This window comes from Spirosoma soli, from assembly GCF_042684525.1.
Taxonomy (GTDB): domain Bacteria; phylum Bacteroidota; class Bacteroidia; order Cytophagales; family Spirosomataceae; genus Spirosoma; species Spirosoma soli.
Map to the genome: position 1 here is coordinate 26229 of NZ_JBHULN010000014.1, position 15755 is coordinate 41983.

The following is a 15755-nucleotide window of genomic DNA, read 5'->3' on the forward strand; positions in this document are numbered from 1 at the left end:
TATATCCCAGAGAAATTCTGTTCATCCTGTCGAAAAAAACCTTACTACTTTATTTTTAGAATAGTGTAAGCCGCCTGGTTGGGTTGTCGGATGCGTTTGCCGACGGTTGTCAGAGCCCGATCGTCGTCGTGAATCAGTAAAAGCCGGTTGCGGTCCAAAGGTGTTACGTCTTCTGCCTTGTGCCCAACATGCAACGGTTGGCCTTGGGCATTGCGCATTAACGTAAACGGTTTGTTGGTCATCAGTTCGTCGGGAGTGGCTGTCCAGAGATACGCATCCAACTGACCATTGAGCTCCAGGGACGTTAGTAGCCAGAATCGGTTGCGATACGTATCATATTCCAGGCTGGATAACGCCAGCGGTTGAGGAAGAGCGGATTCGGCTTTTGCCGGGTCGAAGTCGGCGATGAGCTTCCAGTCATCGGCGAGCCGAATCCGCTCAGCATTGCCAACTTCCTCAATCAGGTAGGATACCGCGATAATCTTCGAGCGGTACTTGAAATTATCAAAGGCTTTGCCTTCCTCCCGAATACCGAACAATAGCTGTCGGTCGGTGGCCGCTAAGCCTTCAACTTTAAAGTAAGGCATCTCACCCGGAAATTCATCGTTTGCCAACAACCTGGCAATCCGCTGCCGATATGCCATCGACGTCCGGCTCGTGTCGTTGGGAGCCAGAACCCGTGGATTTTGTTCATCGCCTTTGCGCCAATAAAGAATCGTGTTGTAGCCATCCCAATTGGGGCTTCCCGGTTTCACGCGGTCGAATGCCGTGGTAAGAAACACGAACTTTCCATCGGGTGTCTGCGCGAAATCTTCATACTTGTGAGCGGTTGTATACGGCGCTTGCGTGAGGTACGTTGGCGCCCTGGTTGAATCGGCCAGTGAGGCCAGTGGTTTCGAGAATACCGGGCTTTGGCCCGACGGCATATCTTTGTCGTTGGCGAGAAACACATTTGTGCCGTCGAACAGAACCGCTGAGGCTTCGCACCAGACCGGTTTGCCATCGAGCATGGTACCGGCTGTAAAGCAAGTTAATAGCCCTTCTTCGGCAATGGTGGCCGTGCCTGGGGTAGTATTCGATGTGACAGATTTAGATGTTTTACAGCCGTAGCCGAGCATCATCAAAGCTACAAGGACAGTACAGAGACGGTAGTTCATGGGTAGAGAAGAAAGCCAATGGATAAGCCTGCAAACTACGCATTACTGGCGCAAAACAAATCCAACGCCGTGGACATTTTCTATACGGATGTTTGGCGTGTCGGCGAGCCGTTTTCGCAAGCGTGAGATAAACACATCAAGGCTGCGTCCCATGAAATAATCATCGTCGCCCCAGACGGCACGGAGCAGCTCGTCACGGCGGACGAGCGTGTTGGCCCGATCGAGTAAGTAAGCCAGCACGTCAGCCTCCCGGTGAGTAAGCACCTGCGATTGGCCATTAACGTGCAGGGTAAGGTTTTGATAGTTGAGCAACGTCGTTGCTGCCACACTTTCTTTAGCCAACGTAGTTCGGCGCAGAAAAACGTTGATCTTCAAAATCAGTTCTTCAATGCTAAACGGCTTGGTGAGGTAATCGTCAGCACCCAGCCGCAGGCCTTGTAATCGATTGTCTTTGTCGGCCAGGGCGCTCAGAAACAGAATGGGAATGTGTTCGTTGGCTGCTCTGATCTGCCGAGCCAGCGCAAAGCCATCATTTTGAGATACCTGGCCTACGGTAGCGTACTGACTACTGAGCATCACATCGAGTAAACACAGATCGAACTGCCCAGCCTGAAACGTAGCCCAGGCATCGGAGCCGGTTGTGCAATGCGTAACCGAAAACGAGACGTTCTCGAGTGTATCCCGAATAACGAAGCCCAGGTTAACATCATCTTCAACAAACAGAATACGGGCAGGTAGCGTAGTCATTGGGTGACCTGATTTATCTGTTAAAACGGGGATACCGACCATTTTCGATACGTTGCTGGCTTGGCGGACAATGGCAAAGGAACGAGAATGCAGAACGTGCTGCCAAGGCCTGGTTTGCTGGTCAGTGTGAGTCGCCAGCCGTGCGCCCGCACGACCTGCTGAACGTAGTACAACCCTAAACCAAATCCTTTTGCCGAAGGCGTATGTCCAGTTGGTACCCGAAAAAACTGCCGGAAAACCGCTTTCTGATACTCGGGTGCAATGCCAATGCCGTTGTCTGTAACGGACCACACCAGCCAATCGTTTTCGGTATGCGTATGCAGGGTTATACTAGGCTCCCCATGGCAGTATTTTATGGCATTATCGAGCAAATTTGTTAATGCTGTTTCAAGATGATAAGCATCGGCAAGAATATGAGCGTCGTGAGCCTTTAGATCGAGTTCAATATGCGGGGTAGCTACTTGAGCCGTTGTAGTCATAAGCTCGTGCAGGTCTACCAAAGTGCGGTTCAGCACAAAGCCCACCCGTTCAGAACTGGCCAGTTGAAGCACACTGTTCACTTGTTTCTGGAGTCGACGGCTTTCTTCGCCGAGAATGCGGGCGTATTGTTTGAGCCGGGCTGGCTGATGAGCAATGGTATCCGACTGTAGCACATCGGCCGCCACCCGAATGGTCGAAACTGGGGTCTGAAGCTCGTGCGTAATGTTGTTAATAAAATCGCGCTGAACCTCCGTCAGTCGCCGTTGTTTCAGCACAACTATGAGTGTATACCCAAAGAAGAGGACAACTAATAACACGGCTCCCGTAGACCATAGCCATCCGCTCAACTGTCCGGCTACGAAGCCTGACTGATTCGGAAAACGGATACCAAAGTAGTACGTATATCGGGGGAATTTGGGCAGGTTTCTGGTCTTCTTAACGGCTGAACCACTTGTCCCCGAGATGCTTGTACTGACGTAGGCGCCGTAGACCATGCGGTCGGTTTCGCAGTTGTAAATACCGTATTCGTAGTCGGTGATGAGATTATGCCGTTGCAATGAGTTCTGAATGAGGGTTTCCAGGGTAAGCGGATCAATCGGCGCGTCGGTATTGACAATGAAGTAGTCGGCCGACAGCTGGGTAACGGCGTATCGATTAAGAGTAAATTTATTCAACCTCGCCACGTCGTCGGCCACATCCTGTAGGGCAATGAAGGCCGATTGTCGAAACTGCCGCTCGCGTAGGGCGTAGGCTTTACGAACCCATACGGCCTGTACAGCTAAAATGCCAATGATAGACAATACCGAGAGGATAACCAGCAAGCGGAGACGGGGCATATTTTTTCAGGAGTTCTTGAGCCGTAGCGACCACCATTTTGTCTTATCAAAGGTAATTGCTGCCTTCGTTCACGCAAATCGTTAACAACTCATTAACAAACGTTGGCAAGCCCTTAACACGCTGCGAGATAAAGAGAAGGTAGGTTTGTATCGTTGCTCGGGTGAGCAATACGTACTTTACAAACAACTCGTATGAAACGAATTCTGATGTTTGCGTCGCTTGTTATGCTGACGGCTTCTATGGCCATGACGTTGCCAACGGCTCTGTTTAACTGGAGCAAAACCACGCATAATTTTGGGCGGGTCACGCAGGGGAAACCCGTAACCGCCGAGTTTACGTTTACCAACAAAGGGGAGGTGCCTCTGGTCATTAATTCTGCAAAAGGCTCGTGTGGCTGCACTGGCGTCGATTATCCCAAAGCGGCTATCTTGCCAGGGCAGTCAGGTACCATCAAGGCGACCTTCAATGCAGCCGCCCTGGGAGCATTTAACAAAACTGTCACCATCGAGTCTAACGCCGAGGAAAGTACAACTATATTACACTTTAAAGGAGAAGTTGTGAAGGCGGAACTCAGTAATCAATAAGCACAGACCAAAGCCGCCGATGGTTATACGTATAACCATCGGCGGCTTTGGTCTGTGTCCCCGAAACTGGACTACTCGTTATCTAATTTGTAATGCGCGGGGAGCCGAATTCGAAAAAGCGTTCCTTGTCCTGGGCGGGTTTCAATGTCGATGTTCGCGTTTAATAGCTCGCCTAGCCGTTTTACTATATAGAGGCCAATACCCTCGCCGGAAACAGGTTTTTTCTTAGAAATTTTGGCGGGAGCAGGTATATGTCCAGTCGGGGCATCATCTGACTTCTCTTTGCTGAAAACACTACTCGAATCGACCGTTGGCTTTAAGGGAGCAGTAAACGAAGCCGTTAGGTTATCGGGTAAGCCTGTTCCTGTATCCTGAACACCCAGTGTCCAACGGTAGTTATCTTCGCCCGACCAGGATACCGACACCATACCAGACGGTGTGTTTTGTAACGCATTGAGCAGCAGATTCTGAACGATACGCTGTAATTTGACCCGGTCCGTATCGACAATTAGTTCAACGGAACCATCAGCTCGTAGCACTAGCCCCCGCTCTTGGGCCAAGGGTTGGGCGCTTTCAACAATCGAACGTAGCAGGTTACTAACGTTTACTGACTCGACGCTGAGCGATTCCTGCCCGGCCTCTAAACGGGACAAATCAGTAAGTTGGGCCAACATGCTGCTGACCGACAACAAGGTACGTTGAAGCATCTGAAGATGGCTTTTCCGCTCCTGGTCGGTGCTGGTGGGCCGATCCAGCAAACTGGCTGCTCCGTTAATGACTCCAAAGCCGCCCCGCAAATCGTGAGAAGTCATTTGTAGCAACTTACCGCGTTGTTGCGTCAATGCATTGATCCGATCAAGGGTTTCCTGCAAGGCATCAGCACGGCCGGCTGCCTGTTTGCGTTGTAAATCGTCGTAGCGTGTTACGCTACCATCTACCAATTCGCTGCTAAACTGAACAATCTGGGCGTAAGCCTGGGCTAACTCGGATGAGTCAGCTGTAGGATAAAACTGTACGTAGCACGACAGTTCGGTACTTAAGCACTGCGTGAAATGATTCAATTCGGTTAGCAGCTCACGCAAGGAGTAGCCTTTATGCCATCGGTGCAAGCCGTGAGCTGAAGCCGTTTCATGTAGCTTTTCCTCTTCGGGTAGTCGCTGTAGGCGCTGCTCAAAGATGTTCAGCATGACCGGGATTTCATTGTTAAACTCTTCGCGCGACAGACTAGCGGTATGTCTAAGTGCCGGATCTGCCTCGCAGGACGCCCGCCACATGTTTAAAATCGCTTCACGCCGGGCAAATAAATAACTGGCTAGACTGATAGATGATCGGTTTGGTGGGGCAGATGAAGATGAGTTAACCATAACAAGGATGAGCGACGGAGGGACCTATAAAATTCGATTAATGAGTCGTTTTCACGAAATCTATAATAGTGACAAAATAAAGCTAGATTTGTTCACCAGAAGAAAAGGATCGGGTAATCAAATTGTGTTACTTTGACCGTCTACTCAACTAACTATGGCAGAAACAGATAAGCGTGCTGTTAACAATAACTTTCGTCAAGCCACAATTCTTGTGGTAGAGGACAATCAAGATCATTGGACACTTATTAAAGCTGCGCTGCAAGAATCTTTGCCCGAAGTAAGCGTGGTTTGGGTGGCTAGTGCCGAGGAAGCCAGTACTTATCTGGAAAATTGCGTTGCCAATGAGCAGCCATTGCCTAAACTGATGCTGCTCGACTTGTACTTGCCCGAAGCCGAACCGGCCTGGCAATTGCTGCGAACTGTTAAGACGCCCAACTCGCGGTTTATCAGAATGCCAGTTGTTGCCTTTAGCTACTCGACCAATCGAGAAGATATCAGCGAGCTGTACACGTTTGGAGGAACTTCTTACATTACCAAACCGAGCGACTACAATCAATGGTTGTTGTATTTTGAAACTATGCGGAGTTACTGGTGGGAAACCGTTACGTTACCGAGTGAGCGGTACTGAATTAGTAGTCGTGGCTAGTCAGGCGCAGTCAGGTATTGTTATTGGCCGCATTGATTTACAATGCTTAGCCGCGCCTGACTGCGTTTGACTGCCCTGGTCAGCTAGTGATCACCTACCTGATACTTCATTTCTCCGCGATCTTTTTCCACAGCGGTGCGACCTTCTTTCATCCAGACCGGCATGGGCGCATCTTTGAGGTAGTAATCAAAGTACTGATACATTCGAATGCTTAAGTCTTTAGCATTGTGGCGTTGGGTCAGGTTATGACCTTCTCCGTTGTAAACCAGCATCCAGACGGGTTTATTTAACCGGCGCAACGCTGAGAACAGTTCAATGCCCTGATACCACGGTACAGCGCCATCTGCATCATTGGACATAATCAGCAAGGGGGTCTGAACACGATTGGCGAAAAACAAAGGCGAATTTTCAATGTAGTTCATTGGCTTATCCCAAAGTGAACCGCCGATGCGGCTCTGCGTTTTTTCGTACTGAAACGCCCGGCTTACGCCCGTTTCCCAGCGAATACCACCATAAGCAGAGGTCATATTGGCAACGGGAGCCCCCGCTTCAGCCGCCCGGAACAGATTGGTCCGCGTAACAATGTAAGCGGTTTGGTAGCCACCCCAACTTTGCCCTTGAATGCCAATGCGGTCGCGGTCAACGAAACCACGCTCAATCAGGTTCAGCACGCCGGGCACAATGCAGTCGTAGGCGTTAGGGCCCGGTTGCCCGGTCGTGTAAACAATATCGGGAACGAACACCAGATAGCCGTTTGAAACGCAGTACGGAATGTTGATGGTGGATCGGCTCGGCGCCGGAAATTTGTAATCGTTGAGGGTTTCGGCATTGCGTTCGTAGAAATACACCAGCATCGGGTACTTCTTGGTAGGCTCGAAACCTTCTGGCTTGTAGAGTAGTCCTTCCAGTTTAACCCCATTGGTGCCTAACCACTTCACTAGTTCGACGCTACCCCACCGAATGCTGTCCTGCTGCGGATTCGTGCGGGTGAGCTGTACCGGAGCAGTCATGGTCGTGTCAGTCTGGAAAATATTAATTGGCTCCTGGTAATTGCCCCGATAGAAGGTCATGGTGGGGGCGTTTTTGGCTTTGCTTAGACCGAAATAGCGGTGCTTGCTGGATTGCAGTATGGCAATGGCCGTTTCGTTACGTTGAAAACCGGTGGCTTTCAACAGGCCGGTATGCTTATCGTCTTCCCAGATGCCCGTCAGGTATAACTCCTTATTGGGGTTGATGGCTTTCTCTTCTTCATCAATGTCTGCGCGCCGGAGACGGACTTTATTTTTGCGGCCCCATCCGGCCGTAAGGTTCATTGGCTTTTCGCGGCCGGTGGGGTCGATCTGCCAGATGTCGTAGCGATCATAAATCCAGATATGCCGGTCGCCGGTAGTCCAGCCGGCTGCTCCGTAGGCGCCGGGCAGGTTAGGTGTGTCGTGCTCTTCGTCGAAGAACTTGCTGGGTAGGCCGCGCGTGAGGTCCAGCCGTTTACCGTCGGCAACGGACCAGGCCCGCCAGAGTGAATCGCGCTCGTCAAACCAATAGGCATACTGCCCGCCGGGCGACATCCGAGGGGTCGATGCCATAACATCATTGGCAATTCGTTTTTTCTCGCCCGTCTGCGTGTCGATCAAATACAGATCGGTATGGCCGGGGTCCCAGGAAGCTTGCACCTGATAAGGAAGATCGCTCAACCCTAACAGATAGCGTGTGCTAACCTTAGGATCGAAAGCAACGGTTGGTACTTCGCGGTTGGCTAAGGGGATTACGCGGGCTGAAGCAAGGTCATAAACCGCCAGGAAACCGCGCTCTTTTTCTTCTTTCAATCGTCGCTGCTGCATCGGTTGCAGTCGACTGTCGGTCCAGCTCCAAACGTCCATACGTACCTTTTCATCGTCCGGCGTCAGGGTGTCTTTGGTCGGTTTAGGCGGAATTGGAGACGTAGAGAAATACAGCCGCTTACCATCATCGGCGAATTTCGGCTCGCGGAACTCGTTTACCGACCAGCCTTTGGGTAAGGCTTTGGTTAAAGTATCGGCTATGACCAGATAAGGCGCTGGCGCCGGTGTTGCTTTACCTCGTTTACCTTTAACGGGCGCTGCGGGGGCGAGACTCTTGTAATACAATGAAAAAACCTTAACGTCGGCGCCGGCGCTATCGGCAGAGGCCATCCAGACTAACTGTTGCCCCGCTTTATCGACGGCCAGGCCTTTATAGATCTTTCGTTGCGAGCTGGTGTCAATCAGCATTGTTTGTCCATTGGTCGTGTTAAACAAAAACACACCCGGAACACTGGTTTCTCCCGTTTTGAGCGAGTCGTTCACTGATTCTTTGCTGTAGAATATCGCCCGGCCATTGTCAGACACAGCCACGTTGGTGACGTAACGCATGGTTTTGCGCGTACCGTCGGCCATGTTCAACAGGGTCAATTCGTCGCCCTTAGGCTTTTTAGCTGTTCCTTTTTTGGCTGTCGTAGCGGTAGTCGACGCGGGAGGTAGAGGATTAAGCGTGTCCTTTTGAGCTACCGGCTTAGTGGCCGGTTTTTCTTTTTCGTCTTTACGTTCCTGTAAGACCGCCAGCCACGATCCAGACTCTTTGCCGAAGCTAAACGATTTCACGTTCGGCAGTTTAGTCGTTGTGCCCGTGCTCAAGTTCAGCACTAAAAGACTGTCTTTAGGGAGTTCGTCGGGTTTTTTCTTCTTAAGCTTTGCCTTGCGGGTGTCAGCCACAGGCGCTTTCAGGCGCATCACCAGAAACTTACTATCGGGGGTAAACTGAGCCATGTAGCCACGTGGAAACTGGCGAGGGCGTTCGAGCGTACCGCCCGCTTTTTTTGTGATGTCTACCACTTCCAGCCGTCCGTCACCGTCCTGAGGGTCAACTTGGTAAGCAATCCATCGCCCATCATCCGATAGTTTTTCAGATCGTACACTCTGCCACCGATCATAGTCGGCAGCAGTCAATGGGCGTTTAGTGATTTGAGCAAAGAGCGGTGCTGAGAAGAATAGGCAGAATAATAGACTGTATACTCGCTTCATAGCAAATGTTTAATTTTGGAATATCGAAGTTAGGCAAAACAGGATCGATAAGTCGCTAAATTGTCAGAAGATTTTACGATTGTCTTGCTTATTGACTTCTTGCCAGCATCCCAGCGGGTCAATTTGCACAGCCCCGGCGGTAGGTAGTGCGGGTAAATAGACCTTACGTTCATCGGGTTCGGGCCTGACCAGCGCCCGGTAGATTTGTTGCCCGTGCTGATCGAGAACAACCAGGGGAATGAGATCATTGATAGGTACTGGCTGTTGTTGACCTGTTCTTCGATCACGCCATTTTTTGGATACTATTTCAACTTGCAGGCCATTCGGTACCTTTGCAATCCGACCTATCTTAAAGTCGAACCAGAATTGGTCGGTGAGATAGGTGGTCAGGTACTGCAGCGAGTCGGGCAGCCGATGAGTAAGGTGAGTGGCAAAGGCATCGGCAGTGGCTGATGTCGGTTTTTGAATGGCCTGCTGATAGAACTGGCCAATAGTTTGGCTGAAGGAAGAATCACTCCATACCTGCCCGATGCTGGTTAGTACTAGTGCCGCCCGGTTCCGTTCGAGCAGATCATTGTTACTCGACTGGATCAACGGCGGTTCGGGCCGGCGATTTTGATGGCGCCTACTCAGGTAGGTTGTCGCTCGCTGGGAGAGTCGCTGTGTCAGTCGCTGGGAGCCGTAGCGTTTTGCCACAAACTGCAGGGAAAGATACTCGGGTAAACTTTGGCGCAAAAAGCCGTCTCCCGCTTGTCGAATGGGCGCCATCCGATGAACCAGCCATTGTTTCATTACCTCTCTTGCAATCAGGTAATCAACAAAGTCGAGCTTATCGGGTTGGCGATTACTGGCCGTCCAACCCTGTTTTTCGGAAATCTGTATATGCCCCGGTCTCGACCAGACAGCGTGCGAACTGAGGGGGGCTTCGGTGATGGTAAGCGAACGGTAAGGGTAGGCTCCGAATAAGTGTTCGCCCATTCGTAGGGATGACTGGGCAACGTTCAGCATATGGCGAACCTGATAAGGATGATGGTAGACTATGTCGATACGAACCAATTGGCCCGAAGAAGATGCCAACGTAGTCGATTGGGTTTTGTACTGAATTTGATTAGCTGTAGCCACTTTATTAGTGAACTCCGCTTGCTGCCGGACAACAATAACACCACCGGCGAATAGCCCGCCAAAGAGTAGTAGAACCAGACCATACGGCCAGGTGAACTGCTGACTCCATTGCTGAGTACGCGCCGGTAAAGTAATTAAAGTACCTCGATTCCAAATCAGCAAAAATAACGTGACAAACACACCCGCTACAGCCCACCAGACAAGTTGTAGGGGGCCGCGAATAAGGCTGTTAGCGCCATAGCCAACCAGGTCAGAGTACGTAGTAGAGCCCGGTAAGAAGCTGTACCAGTAGTTAGAAAGCTCCGTTGCGCTTAACTGGTAAGCAATGGTAAGTAACAGAAAGGCGAGAACACTACCAATGTGGCTCAACAACCGATTGTTGATTAACACGGCTATTAACGCCCCAAGGGCAATGACCTGAACGTAGCGAAGGAAACCATCCTGTATGAGATCGGTTGCGTAACGTTGCCAGTCAATGTCGGCAAAGCCGTTCTCCAGTTGTATACCTACGCCCGTTAAGAACAGCACGAGTGTCAACACAGCCGCTGCTCCGGTTAGTGCCAATAACTTAGCTACTAAAAAAACAAAGTCAGGTTGGGGAAGGGCGTGGTAAATAGGCCAAAAACCAACGGTGCGCTCATGGTAGATCAGTTCACTGGTCATTACGAGCAGAAACAAACAAATGAATGCACCCATCGGCAATCGAAGGGCGGTCATCTGGGACGTAATCGGCAACTCCACAAAGTCAGGATTCCGGTTGAATACCGTGGCGCAGAGTATCGTTAGTATGATCAGCAACAAGGCTGTGATCTGAAAAACCGGCTGCCTGACTAAGTTTGACAACTCCAGCTGAGCTAATTGAAGCGTTGTTTTGCCGTATAACCAACTCCCAAACTGTGGCCTGGCATCAGCTAGCGCTAGATTCGTTACTGCGGGCAATTCATGTTTTGATACGGCTACGTTATTTCGTTTAGCCGTGCGCTCCTGTCCAAAAGTCTCAAACGAAAACAGAGTTTCAGCCTGAGCCAGTAAGCCAAGGGCAATGCCAAGCCAAAGCAGTCGGTTAATAAAGAGCATGTCCGAAAAATTCAGCAGTGCCGCTGGGTCTTCTGTCCAGTTGATAGCGTATACCGATTCGCGTATCATGCCAACGCCAAAGGGATCAAGCAGCAGCCATACATCGGAGTGAGCGAGAGCCTCTGACTGAACTCCGGTTAACAGAAAATACAGCGTCACTACGAACAGGGCTACGTAAGCCCCCCGAATGCTCCGCAGAAAAACAGTCAGGGAAAACGTTATGCTAACAACAACGAATACATGCTCAACTACCAACCAAAGAAATCCGTCGACCAAGGCCAGCCATGGAACAGGTTCGCCATAAACGAAATAGATAGCTGATGCAATACCGAGTGGATAGAAGCCCGCTAGCACGAGTCCGGTTAGCAGTGTGCCTACAAATCGCCCGGCAAAGTACGTCCGGCTGGTAATTGGCAGCGTATAGAGGTAGGCAGCGGTTTTGTGTTCGAGATCTTTGCTGATGGATTGTCCGGCGAGTAATACCGTAGCAATGGCCAACGCTACTCCCAATGAGGCCAGCGTGAAATACACAGCAGCCGATTGTTCGGCGCCGGCATACGCCTGCTCTGCCTGCACCGAATACCAAACGCCCTGCGCGAAGGTTAATCCACAGAACAGAAAAAAAGCGGGCTGTCGAAGATTATATCGATACTCGAAGCGGGCAACAGTCAGGAGCGGGTTCATGGTGCAACAAGATACAACCGCTTCTGAATGAAGTCAATTGGGCCGGCTTATTCGGCAACGAGTTCTGCTACACCAACGCCCGAATCGGCGGCACCGTAATACACCCAAATGCTGCCCGGTTCGTCGCCACGATCGGGCTGCTGAATCCAGCCGTTGGAAAACACTACGTTCGGAAAGAAGCCTTCCCGCTCCCAGGCTAATTCGGGCTGGAGAAGCGGTGCCTCCGACCGATCCAGCACGATGTGAGGATTGTCTTTGTCCAGCAAGGCCAGTGCCAGCGAGTAGGAGTGGGTGGCGTCGGCTCCGTGATAACACACCAACCAGCCTTCGTCGGTTAAGATAGGCTCAGGACCGGCACCGATTTTGGCACCTTCCCAGGCAAAAGCCGGATTGGTAAGGCCCCGGCCACCAAACAAAAAGCGATGACTGCCCCAGTGGACACCGTCGATTGATTCGGCCAGCCACACCGACGGTTTACCAATTTCCGATACCATCGGTCGGTGCAGCAGCATGTATTTGCCGTTGATTTTTTGGGGAAACAACGCGACATCTTTGTTAGGGGGCGGCAGAATAATGCCCATCCGCTCAACGGTTTTGAAGTCAATGGTCAACGCTAATCCCACGGCTGGCCCATGCTCCGACACGGCCGTGTACATAATCCAGTACTGCCCGTCCAGAAACGTAATGCGGGCATCCTCAATGCCGTATGCTTCGTCGAGTCGGGCAGGAAATAAAAACGGTTTTTCGTCAATAGTGAAGTGAATGCCGTCGGAGCTGCGGGCCAGACGCAGGTGACTGAGTGAGGTGAGGTACTGTTTACCGCCGATGGTTACGATGCGCGGGTCATACGGCTCGTTGGGTTCCGGGAAGTGTTTAATGACCAACGACGGCACTCCGTCCTGGTCTTCAATCAGGGGTACTGAGATAAAGCCTTTTCGGGCCTTAGGGGCTTCGGCCACGCGTAATAACAAAATGATTTCGTTGCCAACGCGGCAGGCCGCCGGATTAAAAGCGCCGAGTACGTCGAAACCGTCAATAGTTGGCTTAACATCACTCGTTTGTATCACTGGCTGGTTGGATAACCGCCGAAGGTGGTAGTTTCGCATCGGGTATTAGCTGATTTCAGTCCTGTAGTACCGCCCATTCTGGCCTAGTGGGGGGCGGTACCGCTACAAACGTAGCCGCTTTATCATGTAACCAGGGAGTTCCTGCAGAAGTTAGGAATAAGCACCAATTTGCTGACCAGACAATAATCATTAAAAAAAGAATAAACCGTAGATCGCTTTTTTGAGTCATATTTGCCAACGAAGACATACTCACGTAGGGTGGCTCACTCGGCCCCGGATTATAGACCATTCACTCAATTAGTTGATGGAACGGTTAACCAACCTGGGAAGAGCCGCGTTATGAGGGGTACAAAAGCCAGAAACAACCTACACACTTTTTTCAATCATGATTAATCAACCAGCGTTTGATCAGGACGAAGACCTACTGATGCTAAACCCAGACCCCGAAACCGCTGACTTCGAAGACGACGATGATGATTTCGACGGCGGTGCTGAATTTGATGAACTTGGATCAGGAGCAACCAGTGGCTATGGTGAAGACGATCTTGCCCACATCGAAGATGACTTCGATGAAGACGACCTTAGTGAAGAATTAGATGATGACGTCGACGATGATCTCGACGACGACAGCATGGACTGATAAATAAATTGAGTTGACAACTCATCATTGCGATTTAATCGCCTTACTCAACAACGCATGACACCCTCAGAATCATTACAGGACTCAGAAGAAAACAAAGGTGCATCGGGCGGCAACAACAGCCCCGATAACACGGCACCTGAAAGCGAAACGCAGTCATCAGCCGCCAGTGCCGATGGTGGACGTACGACAGAAGAGGGTTCACGCGCCACGAGCGATCCGGCCGAAGGACGGGACGAGTAACAGTGATCAGTTAACAGCGAGCAGCCAACAGTGTAAGAAAAATATTCTTAGTTACTGTTGGCTGCTCGCTGTTAGCTGATCACTGATAGAAGTGTCTGGCACTTCATTTCCGTTTCCTGCCACTCACGCTCGGGCACAGAGTCTTCGGTTAGGCCAGCACCCGCATAGAGTGTTGCTTGTTTGCCTTCTAGCTTCATGCAACGGATATGCACGAACAGATGACTGGCTGGTCCCTCGTTATTAGCATCTATGTTAACGGGCCCCAGAAAGCCGCTGTATAACTCCCGATCGTGCGTTTCGTGCTGATTAATAAAGGCAAAAGCCGTATCACGAGGAACGCCACACACCGCCGATGTTGGGTGCAATAAGCGCAACATAACGGTGCCCAGCTGAGGATAGCGAACGGCATGCGTGTCTACGGTAAACTGCGTACCGAGGTGCATCAGGTTACCCGCAATAATGGTTTTAGGCCCTTCTTCAAGGTATTCCCTCAATCGGATTTTCTTGAAGCACTCAATAATGTATCGACTGACCAGGGCCTGCTCTTCAATTTCTTTCTGTGACCACATGGCTTCTGACGGACGTTTGGGCGTACCATCCGGCTCGAAGGCTGATTGAGTGCCTGCCAGCGAGACAGTTCGGAAAATGCCATGCGCGTCCTGGCTCACTAGCCGTTCGGGGGTAGCACTCATCCAGATTTGTCCTTTTTCCGGAATCGACACCGCCGAAATAAACGCGGTTGGATAACGTTCGCAGAGCCGGTCGAACAACGCCACGGCGTTGGGGGCCTCGGAAAACTGCACTCGCTTGGTTCGCGACAACACCACTTTCCGAAACTCACCCTGGCGCATAGCGTCAACCGCCTTCGCTACGTTACGAACGTACTGAGTCTGCGCATCGGGATCGGGTAGCGCGGTAACCACTAATGAGGTAGGAGGGGTATTGGAGCGACGGTTACGTAAACCGGCTAGTCGCTTCCGAAACGAATCACCGTCAGCACTCGACGAAACAGTCATATCGGACAGGCCATTTGCCGAAAAATGAGCCTGAACGTCGGCTCTTAAAAACAGCGTCCGAGCGGGACTATCTGTCTCAACCTGGTCGAAGACCATACGGGCCGACTGGTTTGTGGCGGCCGTAGTCGCCAGATTGTCGAACGGACTAATAGCAAATCCGGCGGGTAATTCCTCTAAATCGGCCGATACGCGGGGGAGGACCTCATCAAAGGATACGATCAGATGTTTATCGCGCTGGTTCGGCAGTCGCCAAAGGGCAGCTGGGAAGCCAAGTGTTTGAGCCGTCTCCCAAAAATCAATGGCACTGGGCCGGGTTGTAATGACGGAGTTGATGACGTGTTCAGTTTGCATAGCCAACAGCCGCCGGTTGAAGGGTGGCTATGGGGGTAACAGTTTGTGCGGGGAATTTGTGCGAATGAAGTATGTTTTCGTGATGGTTTGTCAACACCTGAGGGCTTTTCTACTGGCTTTAATTACTGACCCCCCCCCGCAATACTGGTGCCAAACGGCCTGTAGATACGTGACTTGCTGGCGCAAAAATTTAATTTCTTCGGCCTGCCATTGAATGATATCATCTTTCGGCAGCGACATTAAATCCGAAGATGTATCTGTGCCAACTAACTGGGCATTTTGGGCGTCGCTGATGTGATAACTTCTCAGCACATCGACTGTGGTATTTAGCACCCGCGCAATATGGTCGAGCCGTTCATGGCAAGCCGATTCGCAGTTTTCAAGACGCGAGTAGGTGGACTGGTTCATGTAGAGAGATTCCGCCATATACTCCTGCGAGAAGCCTTTAGCCCGACGAAAGCGTTTAATGTTCTGAGATAGAGACATGACGTTGAATTGGTTGTGTGTAGTGAATATAGTAATCCGATAAAATCACTATTTTATTGTAAAGGATAAGTACATTTCAAAAATTGATGTGTAGTTTATGTATCTCTTTAATTATGAATGCGTTAATGCTAAATTAAAGTTTTTTAATCTATCGTTAAAATTAGTGCAGGGTCTACAATTGCATAAATCCTGCATAAAAATGCATAACATAGTAGGTAG

Annotated in this window: 13 protein-coding genes; 4 read left to right on the forward strand and 9 right to left on the reverse strand. The window is 50.7% G+C overall.

Annotation, left to right across the window (positions count from 1 at the left end):
* Positions 1-44 precede the first annotated feature (44 nt).
* The 3 genes from ACFSUS_RS20105 to ACFSUS_RS20115 are packed head-to-tail and all read right to left on the reverse strand — an operon-like array spanning position 45 to position 3220.
* On the reverse strand, positions 45-1157 hold the full coding sequence (locus ACFSUS_RS20105; RefSeq protein WP_381525539.1) for a hypothetical protein: 1113 nt from the start codon (positions 1155-1157) through the stop codon (positions 45-47).
* 42 nt (positions 1158-1199) lie between these two features.
* The gene (locus tag ACFSUS_RS20110) at positions 1200-1904 is read right to left on the reverse strand and encodes a response regulator transcription factor (RefSeq protein WP_381525540.1); all 705 of its coding nucleotides are present in this window, start codon (positions 1902-1904) and stop codon (positions 1200-1202) included.
* 20 nt (positions 1905-1924) lie between these two features.
* On the reverse strand, positions 1925-3220 hold the full coding sequence (locus ACFSUS_RS20115; protein WP_381525541.1) for a sensor histidine kinase: 1296 nt from the start codon (positions 3218-3220) through the stop codon (positions 1925-1927).
* A gap of 192 nt (positions 3221-3412) precedes the next feature.
* Between ACFSUS_RS20115 and ACFSUS_RS20120 the strand changes: the two genes are divergently transcribed.
* Complete coding sequence (locus tag ACFSUS_RS20120; protein WP_381525542.1) at positions 3413-3805, forward strand: DUF1573 domain-containing protein; 393 nt, start codon at positions 3413-3415, stop codon at positions 3803-3805.
* Between the two features lie 71 nt (positions 3806-3876).
* Here ACFSUS_RS20120 and ACFSUS_RS20125 read toward each other — a convergent pair whose 3' ends face one another.
* Positions 3877-5169 (reverse strand): sensor histidine kinase, encoded by a 1293-nt coding sequence (locus ACFSUS_RS20125; RefSeq protein WP_381525543.1) that lies wholly within the window; start codon positions 5167-5169, stop codon positions 3877-3879.
* A 154-nt stretch (positions 5170-5323) separates the two neighbouring features.
* On the opposite strand from ACFSUS_RS20125, the gene ACFSUS_RS20130 reads away from it, so the two are divergent.
* Positions 5324-5797, forward strand: coding sequence for a response regulator (locus ACFSUS_RS20130; protein ID WP_381525544.1), 474 nt, complete (start codon positions 5324-5326; stop codon positions 5795-5797).
* 101 nt (positions 5798-5898) lie between these two features.
* On the opposite strand, the gene ACFSUS_RS20135 is transcribed toward ACFSUS_RS20130, so the two are convergent.
* The 3 genes from ACFSUS_RS20135 to ACFSUS_RS20145 all read right to left on the reverse strand — a co-directional run bounded on the left by ACFSUS_RS20135 (position 5899) and on the right by ACFSUS_RS20145 (position 12839).
* Positions 5899-8850 (reverse strand): S9 family peptidase, encoded by a 2952-nt coding sequence (locus tag ACFSUS_RS20135; protein WP_381525545.1) that lies wholly within the window; start codon positions 8848-8850, stop codon positions 5899-5901.
* A gap of 63 nt (positions 8851-8913) precedes the next feature.
* Positions 8914-11733 carry an ABC transporter permease gene (locus ACFSUS_RS20140; RefSeq protein WP_381525546.1) on the reverse strand — a complete coding sequence of 940 codons (2820 nt, stop codon included), beginning with the start codon at positions 11731-11733 and terminating at the stop codon, positions 8914-8916.
* Between the two features lie 47 nt (positions 11734-11780).
* Positions 11781-12839, reverse strand: a complete 1059-nt coding sequence (locus ACFSUS_RS20145) for a glycoside hydrolase family 130 protein (RefSeq protein ID WP_381525547.1) — start codon at positions 12837-12839, stop codon at positions 11781-11783.
* A gap of 346 nt (positions 12840-13185) precedes the next feature.
* On the opposite strand from ACFSUS_RS20145, the gene ACFSUS_RS20150 reads away from it, so the two are divergent.
* Together ACFSUS_RS20150 and ACFSUS_RS20155 are read left to right on the forward strand one after the other, a co-directional pair.
* Positions 13186-13440, forward strand: a complete 255-nt coding sequence (locus tag ACFSUS_RS20150) for an adhesin (protein ID WP_381525548.1) — start codon at positions 13186-13188, stop codon at positions 13438-13440.
* 57 nt (positions 13441-13497) lie between these two features.
* Positions 13498-13683, forward strand: coding sequence for a hypothetical protein (locus ACFSUS_RS20155; protein WP_381525549.1), 186 nt, complete (start codon positions 13498-13500; stop codon positions 13681-13683).
* Positions 13684-13754: 71 nt separating this feature from the next.
* Here the strand turns inward: ACFSUS_RS20155 and ACFSUS_RS20160 are convergent, their stop codons facing one another.
* Together ACFSUS_RS20160 and ACFSUS_RS20165 are read right to left on the reverse strand one after the other, a co-directional pair.
* Positions 13755-15050, reverse strand: a complete 1296-nt coding sequence (locus tag ACFSUS_RS20160; RefSeq protein WP_381525550.1) for an isochorismate synthase — start codon at positions 15048-15050, stop codon at positions 13755-13757.
* 90 nt (positions 15051-15140) lie between these two features.
* Positions 15141-15536 (reverse strand): helix-turn-helix domain-containing protein, encoded by a 396-nt coding sequence (locus ACFSUS_RS20165; RefSeq protein ID WP_381525551.1) that lies wholly within the window; start codon positions 15534-15536, stop codon positions 15141-15143.
* Positions 15537-15755 lie beyond the last annotated feature (219 nt).

Bases quoted from the DNA above. Each gene is read 5' to 3' on its own strand.
- ACFSUS_RS20160 (WP_381525550.1), bottom strand. From the start codon at position 15,050: ATGCAAACTGAACACGTCATCAACTCCGTCATTACAACCCGGCCCAGT.
- ACFSUS_RS20140 (WP_381525546.1), bottom strand. From the start codon at position 11,733: ATGAACCCGCTCCTGACTGTTGCCCGCTTCGAGTATCGATATAATCTT.
- ACFSUS_RS20115 (WP_381525541.1), bottom strand. From the start codon at position 3,220: ATGCCCCGTCTCCGCTTGCTGGTTATCCTCTCGGTATTGTCTATCATT.
- ACFSUS_RS20120 (WP_381525542.1), top strand. From the start codon at position 3,413: ATGAAACGAATTCTGATGTTTGCGTCGCTTGTTATGCTGACGGCTTCT.
- ACFSUS_RS20130 (WP_381525544.1), top strand. From the start codon at position 5,324: ATGGCAGAAACAGATAAGCGTGCTGTTAACAATAACTTTCGTCAAGCC.
- ACFSUS_RS20105 (WP_381525539.1), bottom strand. From the start codon at position 1,157: ATGAACTACCGTCTCTGTACTGTCCTTGTAGCTTTGATGATGCTCGGC.
- ACFSUS_RS20155 (WP_381525549.1), top strand. From the start codon at position 13,498: ATGACACCCTCAGAATCATTACAGGACTCAGAAGAAAACAAAGGTGCA.
- ACFSUS_RS20135 (WP_381525545.1), bottom strand. From the start codon at position 8,850: ATGAAGCGAGTATACAGTCTATTATTCTGCCTATTCTTCTCAGCACCG.
- ACFSUS_RS20125 (WP_381525543.1), bottom strand. From the start codon at position 5,169: ATGGTTAACTCATCTTCATCTGCCCCACCAAACCGATCATCTATCAGT.
- ACFSUS_RS20165 (WP_381525551.1), bottom strand. From the start codon at position 15,536: ATGTCTCTATCTCAGAACATTAAACGCTTTCGTCGGGCTAAAGGCTTC.
- ACFSUS_RS20145 (WP_381525547.1), bottom strand. From the start codon at position 12,839: ATGCGAAACTACCACCTTCGGCGGTTATCCAACCAGCCAGTGATACAA.
- ACFSUS_RS20110 (WP_381525540.1), bottom strand. From the start codon at position 1,904: ATGACTACGCTACCTGCCCGTATTCTGTTTGTTGAAGATGATGTTAAC.
- ACFSUS_RS20150 (WP_381525548.1), top strand. From the start codon at position 13,186: ATGATTAATCAACCAGCGTTTGATCAGGACGAAGACCTACTGATGCTA.